Source organism: Citricoccus muralis (genome assembly GCF_029637705.1).
Taxonomy (GTDB): Bacteria; Actinomycetota; Actinomycetes; order Actinomycetales; family Micrococcaceae; genus CmP2.
Genome location: NZ_CP121252.1, coordinates 2,155,499 through 2,173,653 on the forward strand (window position 1 = coordinate 2,155,499; position 18,155 = coordinate 2,173,653).

At 65.8% G+C, this 18,155-nt stretch carries 19 protein-coding genes; 7 read left to right on the forward strand and 12 right to left on the reverse strand.

Translation table 11 applies throughout. The features are described 5' to 3' along the window. Nucleotides 1-46 precede the first annotated feature (46 nt). Nucleotides 47-1,615 carry an aminopeptidase P family protein gene (locus P8192_RS09760; protein ID WP_278156618.1) on the forward strand — a complete coding sequence of 523 codons (1,569 nt, stop codon included), beginning with the start codon at nt 47-49 and terminating at the stop codon, nt 1,613-1,615. On the opposite strand, the gene P8192_RS09765 is transcribed toward P8192_RS09760, so the two are convergent. Continuing rightward, nucleotides 1,612-2,292, reverse strand: coding sequence for a general stress protein (locus P8192_RS09765; RefSeq protein WP_278156620.1), 681 nt, complete (start codon nt 2,290-2,292; stop codon nt 1,612-1,614). The two genes, P8192_RS09760 and P8192_RS09765, sit on opposite strands and share 4 nt — an antisense overlap. A 114-nt stretch (nt 2,293-2,406) precedes the next feature. Here P8192_RS09765 and P8192_RS09770 point away from each other — a divergent pair, with 114 nt between their 5' ends. From P8192_RS09770 to P8192_RS09780, 3 genes are all read left to right on the forward strand, one after another. Continuing rightward, nucleotides 2,407-3,714, forward strand: a complete 1,308-nt coding sequence (locus P8192_RS09770) for a magnesium transporter MgtE N-terminal domain-containing protein (protein WP_278156622.1) — start codon at nt 2,407-2,409, stop codon at nt 3,712-3,714. Between the two features lie 75 nt (nt 3,715-3,789). Further along, nucleotides 3,790-4,392 carry a DUF1003 domain-containing protein gene (locus tag P8192_RS09775; protein WP_278159795.1) on the forward strand — a complete coding sequence of 201 codons (603 nt, stop codon included), beginning with the start codon at nt 3,790-3,792 and terminating at the stop codon, nt 4,390-4,392. 13 nt (nt 4,393-4,405) lie between these two features. Continuing rightward, complete coding sequence (locus tag P8192_RS09780; RefSeq protein WP_278156624.1) at nt 4,406-5,542, forward strand: Mrp/NBP35 family ATP-binding protein; 1,137 nt, start codon at nt 4,406-4,408, stop codon at nt 5,540-5,542. On the opposite strand, the gene P8192_RS09785 is transcribed toward P8192_RS09780, so the two are convergent. Both P8192_RS09785 and P8192_RS09790 read right to left on the reverse strand, forming a co-directional pair. Continuing rightward, a complete protein-coding gene (locus P8192_RS09785; protein ID WP_278156626.1) occupies nt 5,539-6,024 on the reverse strand; it encodes a twin-arginine translocase TatA/TatE family subunit in 486 nt (161 codons plus the stop codon). The genes P8192_RS09780 and P8192_RS09785 overlap by 4 nt on opposite strands. Before the next feature lie 44 nt (nt 6,025-6,068). Further along, nucleotides 6,069-7,178 (reverse strand): zf-HC2 domain-containing protein, encoded by a 1,110-nt coding sequence (locus tag P8192_RS09790; protein WP_278156628.1) that lies wholly within the window; start codon nt 7,176-7,178, stop codon nt 6,069-6,071. Between the two features lie 186 nt (nt 7,179-7,364). Between P8192_RS09790 and P8192_RS09795 the strand changes: the two genes are divergently transcribed. Further along, the gene (locus P8192_RS09795; protein WP_270104860.1) at nt 7,365-8,021 is read left to right on the forward strand and encodes an O-methyltransferase; all 657 of its coding nucleotides are present in this window, start codon (nt 7,365-7,367) and stop codon (nt 8,019-8,021) included. 7 nt (nt 8,022-8,028) lie between these two features. On the opposite strand, the gene P8192_RS09800 is transcribed toward P8192_RS09795, so the two are convergent. The 3 genes from P8192_RS09800 to P8192_RS09810 are packed head-to-tail and all read right to left on the reverse strand — an operon-like array spanning nt 8,029 to nt 9,371. Next, nucleotides 8,029-8,202, reverse strand: a complete 174-nt coding sequence (locus tag P8192_RS09800) for a DUF3117 domain-containing protein (protein WP_278156630.1) — start codon at nt 8,200-8,202, stop codon at nt 8,029-8,031. Nucleotides 8,203-8,255: 53 nt separating this feature from the next. Continuing rightward, a complete protein-coding gene (locus P8192_RS09805) occupies nt 8,256-8,582 on the reverse strand; it encodes a DivIVA domain-containing protein (protein WP_278156632.1) in 327 nt (108 codons plus the stop codon). Nucleotides 8,583-8,594: 12 nt separating this feature from the next. Next, a complete protein-coding gene (locus P8192_RS09810) occupies nt 8,595-9,371 on the reverse strand; it encodes a TIGR00730 family Rossman fold protein (protein WP_278156634.1) in 777 nt (258 codons plus the stop codon). Between the two features lie 39 nt (nt 9,372-9,410). Here P8192_RS09810 and P8192_RS09815 point away from each other — a divergent pair, with 39 nt between their 5' ends. After that, complete coding sequence (locus P8192_RS09815) at nt 9,411-10,325, forward strand: transporter substrate-binding domain-containing protein (RefSeq protein WP_278156636.1); 915 nt, start codon at nt 9,411-9,413, stop codon at nt 10,323-10,325. 7 nt (nt 10,326-10,332) lie between these two features. Here the strand turns inward: P8192_RS09815 and dapE are convergent, their stop codons facing one another. Further along, nucleotides 10,333-11,466 (reverse strand): succinyl-diaminopimelate desuccinylase, encoded by a 1,134-nt coding sequence (gene dapE, locus P8192_RS09820; RefSeq protein ID WP_270104855.1) that lies wholly within the window; start codon nt 11,464-11,466, stop codon nt 10,333-10,335. A gap of 44 nt (nt 11,467-11,510) precedes the next feature. On the opposite strand from dapE, the gene dapD reads away from it, so the two are divergent. Next, nucleotides 11,511-12,482, forward strand: coding sequence for a 2,3,4,5-tetrahydropyridine-2,6-dicarboxylate N-succinyltransferase (dapD, locus tag P8192_RS09825; RefSeq protein WP_278156638.1), 972 nt, complete (start codon nt 11,511-11,513; stop codon nt 12,480-12,482). A gap of 80 nt (nt 12,483-12,562) precedes the next feature. Here dapD and P8192_RS09830 read toward each other — a convergent pair whose 3' ends face one another. From P8192_RS09830 to typA, 5 genes are all read right to left on the reverse strand, one after another. Next, nucleotides 12,563-13,846: a citrate synthase gene (locus P8192_RS09830; protein WP_278156640.1), complete on the reverse strand. Its 1,284-nt coding sequence runs from the start codon at nt 13,844-13,846 to the stop codon at nt 12,563-12,565. A gap of 157 nt (nt 13,847-14,003) precedes the next feature. Further along, entirely contained in the window at nt 14,004-15,137 is a 1,134-nt protein-coding gene (gene dapC, locus P8192_RS09835) for a succinyldiaminopimelate transaminase (RefSeq protein WP_278156642.1), read from the reverse strand. Between the two features lie 48 nt (nt 15,138-15,185). Continuing rightward, nucleotides 15,186-15,509, reverse strand: a complete 324-nt coding sequence (gene fdxA, locus P8192_RS09840) for a ferredoxin (RefSeq protein ID WP_278156644.1) — start codon at nt 15,507-15,509, stop codon at nt 15,186-15,188. A gap of 77 nt (nt 15,510-15,586) precedes the next feature. Then, entirely contained in the window at nt 15,587-16,063 is a 477-nt protein-coding gene (locus P8192_RS09845) for a hypothetical protein (RefSeq protein ID WP_278156646.1), read from the reverse strand. Beyond that, nucleotides 16,050-17,963, reverse strand: a complete 1,914-nt coding sequence (gene typA, locus P8192_RS09850; RefSeq protein ID WP_278156648.1) for a translational GTPase TypA — start codon at nt 17,961-17,963, stop codon at nt 16,050-16,052. Before typA ends, P8192_RS09845 begins: the two co-directional genes overlap by 14 nt. Nucleotides 17,964-18,155 lie beyond the last annotated feature (192 nt).

Sequence of the window (18,155 nt, forward strand, 5' to 3'; positions counted from 1 at the left end):
GGGTCAGCGCTCTGCAAGTGTGGTGCACCCATGAAACAATGTGGTCATGACTGAATCCGCCTCGATGACCCCGTCTCACCACGAGTCCTCCCACGAGCAGGACCAGCCCCTGGAGAACCGCGTCGACAACCGATCGCAGCGCCCCACCTCCGAGGCGTTCAAGGAGTTCATGGCCTCGTCCTGGGCCCCCGCCGATACCAGTGAGGCCCCGCTGAACGCCTCCGCCCCGTTCGCCGCCCAGCGTCGCGCTGCTGTTTCCGCACGCTTCTCGGGTGAACGCGTGGTGGTTCCGGCCGGTGAGCCGAAGGTCCGATCGAACGACACCGACTACCGTTTCCGTGCGCATTCAGCGTTCTCCCACCTGACCGGTCTGGGGGCCGACCATGAACCCAGCGCGGTGCTGGTGATGCAGCCGGTGGAACCGGGAACCGGCGACGACGGCTCGGACCACGAGTCCACCCTGTATTTCCACCCGCTGGCTGGACGTGACAGTGAGGAGTTCTACACCAACGCCCGCACCGGCGAATTCTGGGTGGGTGCACGCCCCACTCTGGAGGAGATGAGCCAGCGCACCGGGCTGCGCACCGCGGATCTCGCCGACCTGGAGGTGGCGGTGACCAAGGACGCCGGAGCCGTGGAAATCGGGGGGCTGCGCATTCGCCTACTGCGCGGTTCGGACCTCACCATGGAGGCTCTCGTCGATACCTCCCGCATCAACACCGGCGTCGATCTGGAAGCCTCCGATGCCCTGGACGGTGAGCTCACCGAGTTCACCTCCGAGCTGCGCCTCGTCAAGGATGAGTGGGAGATCGAGGAGATGCGCGGTTCGGTCGCGGCCACCCAGCGCGGTTTCGACGACATTGTGAAAATTCTGCCCACCGCCCGGGAGCATGATCGTGGCGAGCGCGTGGTCGAGGGGGCGTTCTTCGCCCGGGCCCGGCTGGAGGGTAACGACCTCGGCTATGACACCATCGCCGCTTCCGGCAACAACGCCACCGTGTTGCACTGGATCCGCAACACCGGCTCCGTGCGTGACGGGGAACTGATTCTGGTGGACGCCGGGGTGGAGGCAGATTCGCTCTACACCGCCGACATCACCCGCACCCTGCCGGTCAACGGCACCTTCTCTCCCGTGCAGCGCCGCATCTACCAGGCGGTGCTCGATGCGGCCGACGCCGCCTTCGCCATCGTGAAGCCGGGCATCCGGTTCCGGGAAATCCACCAGACCGCCGTCACCGTGCTCGCCCAGCGCCTGGACGAATGGGGTCTGCTGCCGGTCAGCGTGGAGGAGGCGGTCTCCCCGCAGGGCCAGCAGCACCGCCGGTGGATGCCGCACGGCACCAGCCACCACCTGGGTCTGGATGTGCATGACTGCGCCCAGGCGAAGAAGGAACTCTACCTCGACGGCGTGCTCGAGCCGGGCATGGTGTTCACCATCGAACCCGGGCTCTACTTCAAGGCCGAGGACCTGGCCGTGCCCGAGGAGTACCGCGGCATCGGCGTGCGTATCGAGGACGACATTCTGGTCACCGCTGACGGTGCCGAGAACCTGTCGGCAGCGCTACCGCGCACTCCGGACGACATCGAAGCATGGATGGCCCACCACAACGGTTAGCGGGAACGGTCCGAGTCCTCCGAGGTCTCCGGGTCGACGCGGACCCCGTACTGGGGACGGCCGTCGGGCAGGTCCGGGATCTGCCCGCGGCGCGACGGCGCCGGGGTTTCGGTGGATTCCTCTTCTGCAGCAGGAGCGGTCGGAGCAGCCGGCTGAGTGGGAGCTGCGGGCTGGGCCGGGGCGCTCGGGGCCGGCGCCGTCGAACCGCCGAGAATGCCGCGGGCCCGGTGGGACACCTCAAAATCGCACACCAGGTCGTAGCTGACCGCCACCACCTGCGGAATCGTGTCGAAGCCGGGGGTCTTCTTCCGCATGGCCTGGCCGAGCACGCCGAAAATCACCCAGATCCCGATGCCCAGGGCCACCGAGCTCAGGATCTGCAACCCGGCGGTCTCCGGGACGATCAAACTCATCAGCAGTCCGATCAACAATCCGAAGAACGCGCCCTGAATGGCAGAACGCAGCACCACGGCCGGGTAGCCGGCGCGGCGGCGCAGCCGGTTCACCACGCGCACATCGCGGCCCACCACCGTGAGCGCCTGCAAGCTGATGCCCTCGTCCACCAGCCGCTGCACCGTCTGCTGGGCGGCGTCGAACGACGGGTAGTTGCCGATCAACTCTCCGCGCGGCAGACCGGAGCTCAAGGACGACGGGGGGACGGGACCGAGGAATGACATGGTGCTATTTTCTCGTGCTTCACGCACGCGCGCCAGCGATTATGCCCACCGAGTAAGCCACCCTGGGTTCCGCCTGACTCGGCACATTCCCGCCGCAGGGCTTAGGCTGTAACGGTGAGCAAGATCTTCGTTGCCCGACTGCTGGGCCAGGATGTGTTCGACCCGCTGGGCGACCGCCTCGGGCGGTTGCGCGACGTCGTGGTGGTCGACCGCGGCCATATCGATCCGCCGGTGGCCTCCGGCATCGTGGTGGAGGTGCTGGGCAAAAAACGCGTGTTCGTGCCGATGACCCGGGTGACCTCGCTGGACTCCGGCCAGGTCATTACCACCGGGCTGATCAATCTGCGCCGTTTCGAGCGCCGCGGCTTGGAGTTGACCGTGGCCGGCGACCTGTTTGACCGCCGTGTGGTGCTCCAAGACGGTTCCGGCAGCGCCGTCCTGCAAGACGTGGGCCTGACGCGCCAGCGCAACGGTGACTGGGCCGTCTCCGACCTTTATGTGCGCCGCGTCGGTGCCCGCCGGGGCGCCTTCGGCCGGTCCCGGGGCGAGCACCTGCTCGTCGGCTGGGAAGAATCGCGCTGGGCCGGGCAGGAAGAGCCCCAGGGAGCGGCCAACTTCGTCGCCGCCCACGAAGACATGAAGCCGGCCGACCTCGCCGATGCCCTGCACGAGATGACCGAGAAGCGCCGGGTGGAGGTCGCCGCAGAGCTGCACGACGAGCGTCTGGCCGATGTGTTGCAGGAGCTGCCCGACGAGGACCAGGTGCTCATTCTGTCCAACCTGAACCTGGATCGTGCCGCGGACGTGCTCGAAGAAATGGACCCAGACGACGCCGCTGACTTGCTCAATGAGCTGCCCGATTCCCAGCAGGAGCTGCTGCTAGAGCTGATGGAGCCCGACGACGCCGAAGACGTGCGCCGCCTCATGGAGTACGAGGAGAATACCGCGGGCGCGGTGATGACCCCCGTCCCGATCATCATGTCCCCGGAAGCGACCGTGGCAGAGGCGCTGGCAAACATCCGCCAGCACGACATTTCCGCCGCCCTGGCCTCCCTGGTCATCGTGGCCCGTCATCCCCTGGAGACCCCCACCGGGCGCTACCTCGGAGTCGTGCACTTCCAGAAGCTGCTGCGCTACCCGCCGCCGGAGCTGCTGGGCAACCTGCTCGACAAAGAGCTGGAACCGGTCACCGACTTGACTCCGCTGCACACCGTGACCCGCGAGCTGGCCACCTACAACCTGACCAGCATCCCGGTCATCAACGACGCCCAACGCGTGGTGGGCGCGGTCACCGTGGATGACGTGCTGGATCACCTGCTGCCCGATGACTGGCGCACCATGGACCCTGAACAGATCCGCACCCACGACGAGTCCGAACCGGGCACCGGGATCATCACGCAGATCCCGACGTCGTCACCGTGACCCACACACCAGCGAAGACCAGGAGGAACCGTGGCTGAGAAGAACGACAAGGCCGAGCCCGCCGGCCAGCGCCGTATTCGTGACCTGGACAAGCCCCTGGGTACCCGCGGCCGCCGCATTTCGCTGCGGGGCCCCAACCCGGACGCCTTCGGGCAATGGACCGAGGGCATCGCCCGGTTCATGGGCACCCCGCAGTTCTTGCTGTGGATGTCGCTGTTTTGTGTGCTCTGGCTGGGGTGGAACACCTGGGCCCCCGAGGACTGGCGCTTCGACTCGGCCGCGCTCGGATTCACCGCGCTCACCCTGATGCTCTCCCTGCAGGCTTCCTATGCCGCGCCCTTGCTGTTGCTGGCCCAGAACCGGCAGGACGACCGCGACCGGGTGTCGCTGCGCGAGGATCGCGACCGGGCCGAGCGGAATCTGGCCGACACCGAATACCTCACCCGGGAGATCGCCGGGCTGCGCCTGGCCGTTCAAGACACCGCCACGCGTGATTTTGTGCGCTCCGAACTGCGCAGCGTGGTCGAGGATCTCACTGATGACCTGCGCGACTCACTGCTGCAGGAACTGCGCCAACAGCAGCGCGACACCGTTCCGGAGCCCGACCCGGCCACCGATACCCTGGCCCGTCTCACCGACGAGGAGATCGCCGAGCGGGCCGGAAAACGAGACCACTGAGCGGAGGGATTGCGTGACCAACGCTTCCGATGTCACAGCCCAGGCGCGCACACGTCTGGCCGGCGTCATCGACCCCGAGCTTCGCCGTCCCATCACCGAGCTGGGCATGCTGGGCGACGTCACCGTCACCGACACCGACGAAGGCACCGTGCTACGCGTGCAGATTCGGCTCACCGTGGCCGGTTGCCCGCTGCGCGGCACCATTCACGACGACGTCGCCGCCGCGCTGGACGGGCTCGACGGGGTGGCCCGGGTCGACGTCGACCTGACCGTGATGACACCCGAACAGCGTGCCGCCCTCAAAGACCAGCTCACCGCCGGCCGCCCGGCCAATCCGTTCGGTCCCGAGACCCTCACCCGAATCTTCGCGGTCGCCTCTGGCAAGGGCGGGGTGGGCAAATCCACGGTCACCGCCAACCTGGCCGCCGGGTTCGCCGCCCGCGGCTACTCCGTGGGCCTCATCGACGCCGATATTCACGGGTTCTCTATTCCGGGCCTGCTCGGGGTGGACCAGGCCCCCACCCGGATGGAAGGGATGATCCTGCCCCCGGTGGCCCACGGAATCAAGCTGATCTCCATTGGCATGTTCCTCGACACCGACCAGCCGGTGGCGTGGCGCGGACCGATGCTGCACCGGGCCCTGGAGCAGTTCGTGACCGATGTCTACTGGGGAGACCTGGACCTGCTGTTCATCGATCTGCCCCCGGGCACCGGCGACATCGCCATCTCCGCAGCACAGCTGCTGCCGCCAGCTGAACTATTGGTGGTCACCACCCCGCAGCACGCCGCCGCCCAGGTGGCCGCACGCGCCGGACAGCTGAGCACCCAGACCCAGCAGCCAGTGGCCGGGGTCATCGAGAATATGGCGGCGATGACGCTGCCCGACGGCACGGTGCTGGATCTCTTCGGCTCCGGCGGCGGCCAACAGGTCTCAGAACGTCTCACCGAAGCCTTGGAGACTCCCGTGTCGCTGCTGGGTTCGGTGCCGCTGGATCCGGTGCTGCGTGCCGACGGCGACGCCGGAGAGCCCACCATGCTGGCGCATCCGGACTCCCCCGCGGCCACGGCGCTGGATCAGGTGGTCACTGCTCTGGCCAGTTGCGGCCGCGGACTGGCCGGTCGCCGACTGCCGGTATCTCCGCGCGATTAGGTCGCCTCGTCGTCGAACGGTGCCGGGCGGGTTTCTTCCGGCTCGGTTGCCTCGACGTCGTGAGTGGGATCATCCGTTTCCGGAGATACCGCTGGGGCAGCGTCTTGGGTGGAGTCGGTCGAGGAGGAACGGAACGCCTCGCGAGGGTCGAGTTGTTTGAGGTCCTGGCGTAGCGTGGTCCGGTCGGTGCCGGTGACCCCAGCCACGTGTTTCAGGTCGTCCAGTGGTTCGGCCAGGGCGTCGCGGATAATCCGCCGCGGGTCGTATTGACGGGGGTCGTAGCGTTGCCAGTCGACCTCGTCGAAGTCGGTGCCGGTTTCCTCTTTGAACTGCTGTTTCGCGCCTTCGGCCATCCGGCGCAGTTTACGCACCCAGTCGCCGAGGGCCCGGGTGTATTCCGGGATCTTCTCGGGACCCAGCAACAGCAAGGCGAGCACGATCAATACGATCAGCTCGCCGCCGTTGATTCCGAAGATGTTCACAGTACGTTAGCTTACCGGCTCAACCAGGTCTCACCTGTGAAAGGTCATTGTCCCAGCCCAGGAATAATCTCTTGGAATCCGCGCTGCAGGCGGTCCATGGCCGAGTCCGGCAGCGTGCCGCCCTTAATGCGGGACTGCTCGGACATCCGTAGAGCCGACATCATGGCCGCCGCGTTTTCCACGGGGCTGGACGAGTCCACCTGGTAGGAGGCGTGCTCGGAGTTCAGTCGGGCCGTCCAGGTGTCGTCGGCAAAGGTTTGGACTTCGATGCTGGTGTCGGGGCCGATATCGATGGTGGTCACTGGCCCGGAATGTTCTTCTTCCACGGGGCAACCGGTCACCTGGTCGTCCTCAACCTGGCGGCATTCGCGCACCACGGTCACGATTTCGTCGTCACCTGAGCCGCGGCGCATCTGGGTGGAGATTTCCGCCCAGTTCTCGCCGGAGAGCACCGAGGCCGACTGCATGGACATGCCGAAATCAGCCAGCCCGGGGATGTTCCAGCCGTAGCCGCGCAACTGCGACAGTGCAGAGACGGGTACGTCGGTGCCCGAGGCGGTGAGATCTGCCCCCTGGGTCGATCCGGCGGTGGAGACCATCGGCCATTGTGCATCATCGGATGAGGCCGACGACGAAGCGGAGGATTCGGAAGAACCGGAAGCACTCGAAGAAGTCGTCGACGACGGCGTACCGGCCGTCAACGTGGGCGTGATGAGGGGACGATCTTCCAGCCGCGCGTCCGAACCCGTTGCGGAAAGCTCTTGGGGCAATAACGACGGCGACCCGACTGACAGGGAAACGCTACCGCGCCCACCGGCCACCCAAGCGAACAACAGCATGGCCACCGCCACGGTGCAGACCAACACGAGCCCGATGACGACTTTCCAGCCGGCGATCCCGGAGCCGGGACGCAACACCGCTTCGGAAGCAGGACCGGAGGTAGCGGACTGGCGCACCGGGATGATGTGGGACTGCTGGGCCTGCCGGCTATAGCGCAGGGCCGCAGCGCGCTGAGAGATTTCTTCGGCGCATTCGTGACATTCGGCCACATGGCGCTGGACCCTGCGGCGCGAGCCGGGGGTCAAAGAATTTTCGAGATACGAGTCGAACCGAGACCGGGGATGCGGCCTCCGGCTACGTTGCGTAGTGCTCATCCGTGATGTCCTGCATGGGCTTGGAGTGCGTCCGTCCTTCGTGTGCCTCGTCAAGTGCTCGCTCGTGGTCCTCAGTCTGCCTCCACAATCTGAAAGAAGACTGGAGGCAAGCTGTGCAGCACGCCACGCACCGTAGACTAGGGTGGCAGAATCATCGAGCCCCTCACCGAAGGATGACACGCCGGAATGAAGGCCCTGAGCCCCCACCAGACGGATAAGCATGCCAGCTGGGCGTTCGCGGAATCGCGCCCGGAAGAAGCCGAGGTCATGCTGCGCGCCCGAGAGCGCTCGGCCGAACTGGGGATCACCGCCGTCACCGAGGGGACCGCCGCATTGCTCAGCGTGCTTTCGGCCACCACGCGCCCGCGCACCCTGGTGGAACTGGGCACCGGTGCGGGCGTGTCCGGGCTGGCACTGATGAACGGCGCCGGAAAGGGGGCGGTACTGACCACTCTGGATCCCGACGCCGAGGCCCAGCGTGCCGCCCGTGAGGCGTTCGCCGAGGCCGGCCACCCGTTGTCACGCACACGGATGATCACCGGGCGCGGACGCACGGTACTCCCCCGGTTGTCGACGTCCAGCTACGATCTGATGTTTATCGACGCCGACATTGCGGTGTTGGAGTTCCACGTACAAGAAGCCGGGCGCATTCTGCGACCCGGCGGCTTGCTGATCATTAATGACGCCCTCGACGGGGACCGCGTGCCACGGCCTGCGGTCCGCGAGGCCTCCACGATCACCGCTCGCGCGGTGGAACGCACTCTGCGCGATGACCACGAGACCTGGGCTCAGTCCTCGCTGGTCACCGCCGGCACCGGAGTGTTGCTGGCCACCCGCGCCTGAGCCAGGCTCAGGACTCTTCGGTGACCCCCACCAGGCACTCCTTGAGCGCCTGCGCCTCTTCGGCGTTGATTTCGACCACGAGACGTCCACCGCCGTCGATCGGAACACGCATGATGAGGCTACGGCCTTCTTTGGTCACTTCCATCGGGCCGTCACCGGTGCGGGGCTTCATGGCTGCCATGGGTACTGTTCCCTTCGTAGTTGGACGGTGTTTCGTGAAATGTCCTGCACCTATTATTCCGGATTCCGCTCGGCGGCGGTAACAGTTGAGGCGCTGCGTAGCTCGTCGATCTCGGCTTCAGCGCGGGCCAGCTGCCGGGCGAGCCGGTCGAGGACCTCGTCCACCTGGTCCGCACGGTAGCCTCGGAAGCCGAGCGAAAAGCGTACCCGGGCGACGTCCTCGGAGCGCGGTTCGTTCGGCAAAGTCACAGCGGGCAGGGTCTCAACCGGGTCGGACAGGGGCCGGGCGAACCCGGTACCGGCCACCACCACGACGGCGATGGCCGCGATCAGCAACACGCCGATCAGCAGGATCTCAATAATGAACAGGCTGGTCCCCATAGGTTTATTGTCTCACGAGGGGTCGTTAATGGAGACGAGTCGGGCCACGGCCTCTTCGGCGGTGTCCACCACGCAGAGCAGCTCGACGTCCTCGGACGAGATCATGCCGCGGGCCACCAGGGTGTCGGTGATCCAGTCCATCAGCGGCGCCCAGAAGCCGGAGTCGACGAGGACCACCGGGAAGCGGGTGATCTTGCGAGTCTGGATCAGCGTGAGCGCTTCGAACAGCTCATCCAGGGTGCCCAACCCGCCGGGCAGCACGATGAACCCCTGGGAGTATTTGACGAACATGACCTTGCGCACGAAGAAATAGCGGAAGTCGATGCCCAGGTCGACCCACTGGTTGAGCCCCTGCTCGTGCGGCAGCTCAATGCCCAGACCCACCGATTCGCCATCGGCGTCTTTCGCACCCCGATTGGATGCCTCCATCACCCCGGGACCGCCCCCGGTGATCACCGCATAGCCGGCCTCAACCAGACGGGAACCGACCTCGCGGGCCAGGGCGTACGTGGGTGAATCCGGGGAAACCCGCGCCGAACCAAAGACGGCGACGGCGGGCCCCAGTTCGGCCAGGGTGCCGAAGCCCTCCACTAGCTCGCCCTGCATGCGCAGCACCCGCCAGGCATCGGTGGTGGTGCTGTGAATGCCCTGGCGCGCCCGTTCGGGGCCGACGGGCCGGGAATCCAACAGCAGCCGGTCGAAGCTCGGGGCGCCGCGATGGCGGCCGCGCCGGGTCTGGGGACCGCGGGTGTCGCAGTCGTCGGGGGTGCGGTCTACGGCGTCGTCCATATACCGAGCATAGCGGTGCAGGTGAGATACTGTCCGGTGATGCAGCCTTCCGGAAACACCCTGTCCCCCGCCCCGCGCCGCCTGATGACCGGTGCGGTATTCACCGTCGCCGTCCTGGCGCTCAGCGCGTGCGGGGCAGAGGAACCCGACGCCGAGCAGCCCGCCCCGAGCGCGGAACCCACCGCAGAATCGACCCTGCGGGTGGGCGTGCAGCTGGACTCTCCCGGACTGGCCGCGGGCGTGGATGCGACGTCGCCCTCGGGTCTGGACGTGGATCTGGTGACCGCGCTGACCACAGAGCTACCGGGCACCGCCGTCGAATGGGTGCCGATCAGCGCCGAACAATCCGGGCAGCTCCTGGCCGACGACGAGATCGACCTGGCGCTGGTGCACGGACCGGTGAGCAACGCTGGCTCACGCGACGGCGTCACCGCGGTGGGCCCGTATCTGCAGACCGTTCCGGCGCTGCTCGTGCCGGCCGAAGACGCCGATTCCTTGCCCGGTGACGGGTCCTGGGAACCGGTGGCTGACCTCGAGGATCTGGACGGTACTGTGCTATGCGTGCCCGCTGGGGCGGACCGTTCGCTGCTGGAGCTGGATGAAGCCGGTGAGCCCGACATCCTGGAGCAGCCCAGTGCGGCCGAGTGTGCCCTGGCGTTGACCTCCGGGCGGGCGCAAGCTGTGCTGTCGGACCGGGTGCAACTGGCCGGGCTCGCCGAGGATCCGCGGTTCTCTGGCCAGGTGGAGGTGCTCGAGTGGGATGATCTCGACGAGTCCACCCCGCCGGCCGTCACCTATCAGGTACTCGCCGGCGGCCAGGAGACCGTATGTCAGTCCATGTTCGGGATACTCTCCGACCCGGATCGGATGGCATCGCTGCTATCGAACGCGGCGACCACGGAAACCTCCGAGTCCGCGGCCGCGGAGCTCTCCGACGCGACCTCCCCCTGCTGAGCGGTTCTTAGCCCAGCAACCAACGACGCAGCGCCTGCAGGCAGACGCGCACCGCTTCGGCGTCGACGTGTTCGTGGTCGGTGTGGGCCAGCAGCGCGTCGCCGGGGCCGAAGTTCACCGCAGGCACGCCCAGTTCGGAGAACCGAGCCACATCCGTCCACCCGTACTTGGGTAGCGGCTCGCCGCCCACCGCGTTGACAAACTCCACCGCCGCCGGATGATCCAGCCCCGGCCGGGCGGCCGAGGAGGCGTCGGTAATACGCACCTGGTCCCAGTCGACGCCGGCCCCGGCCAGCACCTCGCGGACGTGCTGGTGTGCCTCGTCGAGGGTCTTGTCGGGGGCGAAGCGGTAGTTGACCTCCATCACGCAGGTGTCAGGGATGACATTGCCGGCCACTCCCCCGCGGATGCGCACCGCGTTGAGGCCTTCACGGTAGTCCAGGCCCTGCACGCTGATCGTGGCGGGCTCATACTGCGCGAGCGCGTCCAGCAACGCGGCGGCTTGGTGGATGGCGTTGACGCCCTTCCAGGCGCGCCCGGAGTGGGCGGCGACCCCGTCGAAGGTGATCTCGTACCGGCAGGTGCCGTTGCAGCCGCCTTCGACCACCCCGTTGGTCGGTTCCAGCAGCACCGCAAAGTCGGCCTCGAGCAGTTCGGGTGCCTCGCGGGCCACCCGTCCCAGCCCGGAGGCTTCGGAGGCGACCTCTTCGTGGTCGTAGAACACCCAGGTGACGTCGCGGTCGATCTCCGGGGACTCAGCAGCGCCGATGAGGCGGGCCAGCACCAGCTGCACGGCCACCCCGCCCTTCATGTCGACCGCTCCGCGGCCGTAGAGCGTCTCGCCGTCCCAGACGCCGGGCACCTGGGCGCGGGCGCCCTCGACGGTGGGCAGCGGTACTGTGTCGAGGTGCCCGGCCAACACCACCCGGGTGTCACGTTTGAACTCGGTGCGGGCCACCACGGTGTCACCGATCCGGGTCACCGTGAGCTTCGGCAGAGACCGAAGTTGAACCTCGACGGCGTCGGCCAACGGGGTTTCCGAGTCCGATACCGAGTAGATGTCGATGAGCTGCCCGGTGAGTCCGGCCACATCGTCGTCGAGGTTCAGGGTCACGGGGGTCGGCGGGGGCGTCGCAGTCATGCAGATCAGTGTATCCGCCCGTCCTGACTGCCATAATGAGGACCATGTCTAACGAGTCAAATCTCCAGAATCTTTCCCCCACCGTCGCCGCAGGCATCGGCCTGGCGACCGTCACCGCCGCCGGCACCGTGCTGGACACCTGGTTCCCGGCCCCGCAGCTGGCCTCCGCCGCCGAGTTGGCCGAATCCGACCAGGTGAGTTCGGCCCTGGAAGCCGCCGCCCAGAGCGACGACGCCCGCGGCACCACCCAGCGTGTGGTCACCATTGAGGCGGATCTGACCGCGGCGCCCACCAGCGCCGAGGACGCCTGGCTACGCCTGCACCTGCTCTCGCACCGCCTGGTGCGCCCGAACACCATCAACCTGGACGGTGTGTTCGGTCTGCTGACCAATGTGGTGTGGACGAACTTCGGTCCGTGTGAGGTCGAGGGCTTCGAGCTGACCCGCGCCCGCCTGGCCGCCCGCGGACCCGTGGTGGTCAACGCGGTGGACAAGTTCCCGCGGATGACCGACTACGTGGTGCCCGCCGGTGTGCGCATCGGTGACGCCAGCCGCGTACGCCTGGGCGCCCACCTCGCCGCCGGGACCACCGTGATGCACGAGGGCTTCGTGAACTTCAACGCCGGCACTCTGGGCAACTCGATGGTCGAGGGCCGGATTTCAGCTGGTGTCATCGTCGGCGACGGCTCCGATGTCGGCGGTGGCGCCTCCATCATGGGCACTCTCTCCGGCGGAGGCACGCAGCGCATCGTCATTGGCGAGCGGGTGTTGCTGGGCGCGAACTCCGGTATCGGCATCTCCCTGGGCGATGACTGCGTCGTCGAGGCTGGTCTCTACGTCACCGCGGGCACCCGTGTGGCCGTGCGCGCCGAGGGTGAGGACCGGATTGTCAAAGCTGTGGAGCTGTCGGGCGTCTCCGGCCTGCTGTTCCGCCGCAATTCGGTCTCCGGTCAGGTGGAAGCGCTGGCGCGCGCGGGCCAGAAGGTGGAGCTGAACGCGGAGCTGCACAAGAACTAGTCACCAACGAGTCACCGCCACAAACGACTGCGGGTTCAGCACCTGAAAAGGTGCTGAACCCGCAGTCGTTAAGGAGAAATTCAGATGCCGGGGTAGTCGCGCTGGACCTCTCCGGTGTAGACCTGGCGCGGACGGCCGATCTTCGTGGACTTGTCCTCGATCATCTCGCGCCATTGGGCGATCCAGCCGGGCAGGCGGCCCAGGGCGAAGAGCACGGTGAACATCTTCTCCGGGAAGCCCATGGCCTTGTAGATCAGGCCGGTGTAGAAGTCGACATTCGGGTACAGCTTACGCTCGATGAAGTACTCATCGGCCAGGGCGCGCTCTTCCAGGCGTATGGCGATATCGAGTAGTTCGTCGCCGCCCTTGACCTTACCCAGAATCTCATCGGCAGCAGCCTTGGCGATGCGGGCGCGCGGGTCATAGTTCTTGTACACGCGATGCCCGAAGCCCATCAGCTTCACGCCGTCTTCCTTGTTCTTCACCTTGTCCATGAACGTTTCAGGCTCCAGGCCCTCGGTCTGGATCTGGCGTAGCATGTTCAACACAGCCTCGTTGGCGCCACCGTGCAGCGGGCCGTAAAGCGCATTAATGCCTGCGGAGATGGAGGCGAACATGTTCGCGTGCGAGGAGCCGACCAGACGCACGGTCGAGGTGGAGCAGTTCTGCTCGTGGTCGGCGTGGAGGATCAGCAGGCGATCCAGGGCCTTGACGACATCGTCGTCGAGCTCGTAGGCCTCTGCGGGTACGCCGAAGCACAGGCGCAAGAAGTTCTCGGTGAGGTTCAGTGAGTTGTCCGGGTAGAGCATCGGCTGGCCCAGCGACTTCTTGAACGCATACGCAGCGATGACCGGCAGCTTCGACATCAGGCGGATGGTCGAGATGTGGACCTGTTCCTCGTCGAAGGGGTCCAGGGAGTCGGCGTAGAAGGTCGACAGTGCGGACACCGCGGAAGACAGCACCGGCATCGGGTGGGCGTCGCGGGGGAAGCCGGAGAAGAAACTCTTCAGGTCTTCGTGAAGCATGGTGTGGGACCGGATGTTCTGGTCCCAGTCGTTGAGCTGGCCGTCGGTGGGTAGCTCGCCGTATATGAGCAGATAGGCGACCTCGAGGAACGAGGAGTGCTCGGCCAGCTGCTCGATCGGATAGCCGCGATAGCGGAGGATACCTTCGGCGCCGTCGATGTAGGTGATCGCGGACTTGGTGTTCGCAGTGTTCATGAAGCCGGGGTCGTAAGTGACCACTCCGGTCTCTTTGAGCAGCGGGCCGATGTTCAGCCCTTCATTGCCCACCGTGGAGGTCTCGCGGATCAGTTCGACATCATGCCCATCAACAGACAGAGTTCCGGAGGTATTCTCAGTCATAGTGCTCCCTCGAGAAGATCGGCCACAACGGCATGCTGTGGCGCCACACACATTATCGGTTCGACTCTAACCTACCAATATCCGGCAGGTTTCGCCCGTTCAAGGAAGTGCGACGCACGTCACGTGGAGTCATCGTCGCTGGGCGGGCGCCGGTGTTTCAGATACCGCGACGGATCCGAGAGACGGCCTGGGCGACGGCGTCGTCGGTTGCGGTGATCGCGACCCTCACATAACCGTTTCCAGCTTCACCGTAGAAGACGCCCGGGCCCACCACAATGCCGGCATCGGCGAATCGCTGGACCAAGTTCCAGGTGTCTTCCGCGGTCGCTGCGCGCCCGGCGGATGCGACGGTCCGGGTCCACAGGTAGAGCCCGGCCTCGGAATGGTCCACATGCAACCCGGACTCGGTGAGGGCGGCCAGCAGCTGCCCGCGGCGGATGCGGTAGCGATCTTTTTGTTCCTGGACGTGGGCGTCGTCATTCAACGCCGCCACCATGGCCGACTGGATGGGCGCGGGCACGATCATGCCCGCGTGCTTGCGGCTGTTGATCAGCGTGGTGATGATCTGCTCGTCGCCGGCGGCAAAAGCCGCACGGTACCCGGCCAGGTTGGACTGCTTGGACAGCGAGTAGACCGAGAGCAGCCCGGTGGTGTCCCCTCCGTTGACGGCAGGGTCCAGCACGCTGGGCACGCCGGGTTCCCACTGGTCCCAACCCAGTTCCGCGTAGCATTCGTCGCCGGCCAGCACTGCTCCGATGGCGCGTGCTTCCGCAATTTTTTCACGAACCTGGTCCGCGGTATCGACGCGGCCGGTGGGGTTGGCCGGAGAGTTCGTCCAGACCAGTTTCACCCTGGAGCGGGTGTCGGTGTCGAGTTCGCTCAGGGAGTCGGCCGCCACGGGGGTCGCGCCCACCAGTTGGGCGCCGATGTCATAGGTCGGGTAGGCCACTTCGGGTCGCACCACGGCGTCGCCCGGGCCCAGTCCCATGAGCAGGGGTAGCCAGGCGATGAATTCTTTGGAGCCGATGGAGGGGATGACCTGGGCGGGGGTGATCTGCGCGCCGCGTCGTCGGACGTACCAGCTGGCAATGGCTTCGCGCAATTGCGATGTGCCGGCGGTGGTTGGGTAACCGTGGGCGTCGGTGCTCTCGCGCAGGGCGTGCTGGATCAGCTCGGGCGTCGGATCGACGGGGGTACCGATAGACAGGTCTGCCACACCGTCGGGGTGTTCGGCCGCGCGGGCTCGGTAGGGCGCCAGCTGCTCCCAGGGGTATTCGGGAAGGGTGAGCATGCTCGCCGCCTTTCGTCGGGCTGGTGGGGGTTGTCGCTGAGGTCTGACTCAGTCGGTGTCCTGCGGGGGCAGGGCGGTAATGAGCGGATGATCCTTGGGAATCACGCCCATCTTCGCCGCACCACCCGGCGACCCCACATCAGAGAAGAACTCCACATTGGCACCGTAGTAATCCTCCCACTCCTCAGGAAGATCATCCTCATAATAGATCGCCTCCACCGGGCACACCGGCTCACAGGCACCACAATCCACACACTCATCCGGGTGGATATACAGCATCCGCTCACCCTCATAAATGCAATCCACCGGGCACTCATCAATACACGCCCGATCCTTCACATCCACACACGGCAGAGCAATCACATACGTCACGGAAGTTCAGTACCTTTCAGAGCGTTCCTCGAGTGCGAATGGCGCGACAGTCCCCTCAGACGGCGCCGTGATCCAGTCTAGTGGGTGTTGCTGGGCACGACCGGCCGCGGGGCGGTGCGTGGCATCAGACGTGAACTGATGAGCAACACGATGATCGCGACAACGGGAACACCGAAGAGCCAGAGTCCCTCGGCAACCACGGGTCCAGGCAGCTCCTGCCAGGTGTAGGAGTTGATCGCGATGTTGAAGACGTCCTGGGTGGAGGTGAACGCGATGCCGATGATCACCGTGTAGGCGGCGACCACCATCAGCGCTCCGACCCAGAGCTGTCGGGTGGCTAAGGTCGCCCAAAGTTGGGCGCAGGCGACGAGCAACAGACCTAGGACCGCGCCCCAGGGAATCACCACGGATCCGAACCAGTGCAGTTGCAGGTGGAGCAAGGTACCCATCAGACCGGCTCCGGCGCCGACAATCAAGGCCAGGACCGCTGAAGCGATCCGTTGGCCCGTCGTCGACGCCGGAGCAAGGGACTGGGGTTGATCAGTTGGAGGCACGGGCGCGCTGGCGGGCCGCTTTGATTCGTTCGTTGGCATCGAGGACCACTTTACGGATGCGGATCGCCTCCGGGGTAATCTCGACACACTCGTCTTCGCGAGCGAACTCCAGGGATTCCTCCAGCGTCAGCTGACGCGGCGGGGTGAGACCCTCGAATGAATCAGCGCTGGCGGAGCGCATGTTCGTGAGCTTCTTCTCCTTGGTGATGTTGACATCCATGTCGTCGGCGCGCGAATTCTCGCCCACGATCATGCCCTCGTACACTTCGGAGGTCGGCTGGATGAAGAACGAGCCGCGCTCCTGCAGGTTGATCATCGCGAACGGAGTGGCGGTCCCTGCACGGTCGGCGACCAGCGAACCGTTATTGCGGTACTCGATCGGACCGGCCCACGGCTCGTAACCGTTGGCGATGGAAGAGGCGATACCGGCGCCGCGGGTATCGGTGAGGAACTGAGTACGGAAGCCAATCAGGCCGCGAGCCGGAACGTTGAATTCCATCCGGACCCAGCCGGTGCCGTGGTTGGACATTTCGGTCATGCGGCCTTTGCGAGCGGCCATGAGCTGCGTGATCGCACCCATGAACTCGTCGGGGGCATCGATGGTCATCAGTTCCATCGGCTCGTGGACCTTGCCGTCGATGGTCTTGGTGACCACTTGGGGCTTGCCCACGGTGAGTTCGAAGCCTTCGCGGCGCATCTGCTCGACGAGGATGGCCAGGGCCAGCTCGCCACGACCCTGAACTTCCCAGGCGTCGGGACGCTCGGTAGGCAGCACGCGCAGGGACACGTTGCCGACCAATTCGGCGTCGAGACGGTCCTTGACCTGACGGGCGGTGACCTTAGCGCCCTTGACGCGGCCAGCCATCGGCGACGTGTTGATACCGATGGTCATCGAGATCGCCGGGTCATCCACGGTAATCTTCGGCAGCGGCTTCGGGTTCTCCAGATCGGTGAGAGTCTCACCGATCATGATGTCTTCGATACCTGCGACGGCGACGATTTCACCGGGACCGGCAGATTCGATCGGCTCACGGCTGAGACCCTTGGTGCCCAGCAATTCGGTGATCTTTACAGTTTTGTTGGTGCCATCCTGACGGGCCCAGGCCACCTGCTGGCCCTTGCGCAGGGTGCCGTTGAAGATACGCAGCAACGCCAGACGCCCCAGGAACGGGGAGGCATCCAGGTTGGTCACGTGTGCCTGCAAGACTTCGCCCTCGGTGTACGCCGGAGCAGCGATGTGCTCGAGGATGGTGGCGAACAAGGGCTCCAGGTCTTCACTGTCGGGCAGGTCGCCGTCGGCGGGCTGTTCCAGGGAGGCGCGACCGGCCTTGCCGGAAGCGTAGACCACGGGCAGGTTCAGCACGGAGTCCAGGTCCAGGTCTTCGACCTCTTCGGAGAGATCGGAGGCCAGGCCGAGGAGCAGGTCCATGGTGTCGGAGACGACGCCGTCGATGCGAGCGTCGGGACGGTCGGTCTTGTTGACCACCAGGATGACGGGAAGCTTCGCGGCCAGCGCCTTGCGGAGCACGAAACGAGTCTGGGGCAGCGGGCCTTCCGAGGCATCGACGAGCAAGACGACGCCATCGACCATGGACAGGCCGCGCTCGACCTCGCCGCCGAAGTCGGCGTGGCCGGGGGTGTCGATGACGTTGAATGTGATGGTCTTGCCCTCGGCGGAGGGGCCGGAATAGAACACAGTGGTGTTCTTGGCAAGGATGGTGATGCCCTTCTCGCGTTCCAGCTCACCGGAATCCATCACTCGGTCTTCGACCTCGCCGTGGCTTGAGAAGGCGCCGGCCTGGCGCAGCATGGCGTCGACCAGAGTGGTCTTACCGTGGTCAACGTGGGCGACGATGGCGACATTGCGCAGGTCTTCGCGTCGGGTGAGGGATTCGCTCATATGCGTGTCTCAGTTCTGTTGATCTGTGAGCACCCCGGCCGCTCGATTTTGTGCACGTCGAACCAGCGTGAACACACGCCGTGGTGCTGACTGGGGCTCGGACCTAGTGACAGTCCACTGATTATTCTACGGGACATCCAGGCCACCCCGGTACACGACTCCGGCACAGCATTGGCGGCGACCCGAAAAGGG

Bases quoted from the DNA above. Each gene is read 5' to 3' on its own strand.
- P8192_RS09830 (WP_278156640.1), bottom strand. From the start codon at position 13,846: ATGACTGAGAATACCTCCGGAACTCTGTCTGTTGATGGGCATGATGTC.
- P8192_RS09765 (WP_278156620.1), bottom strand. From the start codon at position 2,292: ATGTCATTCCTCGGTCCCGTCCCCCCGTCGTCCTTGAGCTCCGGTCTG.
- dapD (WP_278156638.1), top strand. From the start codon at position 11,511: ATGTCTAACGAGTCAAATCTCCAGAATCTTTCCCCCACCGTCGCCGCA.
- P8192_RS09805 (WP_278156632.1), bottom strand. From the start codon at position 8,582: ATGGGGACCAGCCTGTTCATTATTGAGATCCTGCTGATCGGCGTGTTG.
- P8192_RS09800 (WP_278156630.1), bottom strand. From the start codon at position 8,202: ATGGCAGCCATGAAGCCCCGCACCGGTGACGGCCCGATGGAAGTGACC.
- dapC (WP_278156642.1), bottom strand. From the start codon at position 15,137: ATGCTCACCCTTCCCGAATACCCCTGGGAGCAGCTGGCGCCCTACCGA.
- P8192_RS09790 (WP_278156628.1), bottom strand. From the start codon at position 7,178: ATGAGCACTACGCAACGTAGCCGGAGGCCGCATCCCCGGTCTCGGTTC.
- typA (WP_278156648.1), bottom strand. From the start codon at position 17,963: ATGAGCGAATCCCTCACCCGACGCGAAGACCTGCGCAATGTCGCCATC.
- dapE (WP_270104855.1), bottom strand. From the start codon at position 11,466: ATGACTGCGACGCCCCCGCCGACCCCCGTGACCCTGAACCTCGACGAC.
- P8192_RS09815 (WP_278156636.1), top strand. From the start codon at position 9,411: ATGCAGCCTTCCGGAAACACCCTGTCCCCCGCCCCGCGCCGCCTGATG.
- P8192_RS09760 (WP_278156618.1), top strand. From the start codon at position 47: ATGACTGAATCCGCCTCGATGACCCCGTCTCACCACGAGTCCTCCCAC.
- P8192_RS09810 (WP_278156634.1), bottom strand. From the start codon at position 9,371: ATGGACGACGCCGTAGACCGCACCCCCGACGACTGCGACACCCGCGGT.
- P8192_RS09795 (WP_270104860.1), top strand. From the start codon at position 7,365: ATGAAGGCCCTGAGCCCCCACCAGACGGATAAGCATGCCAGCTGGGCG.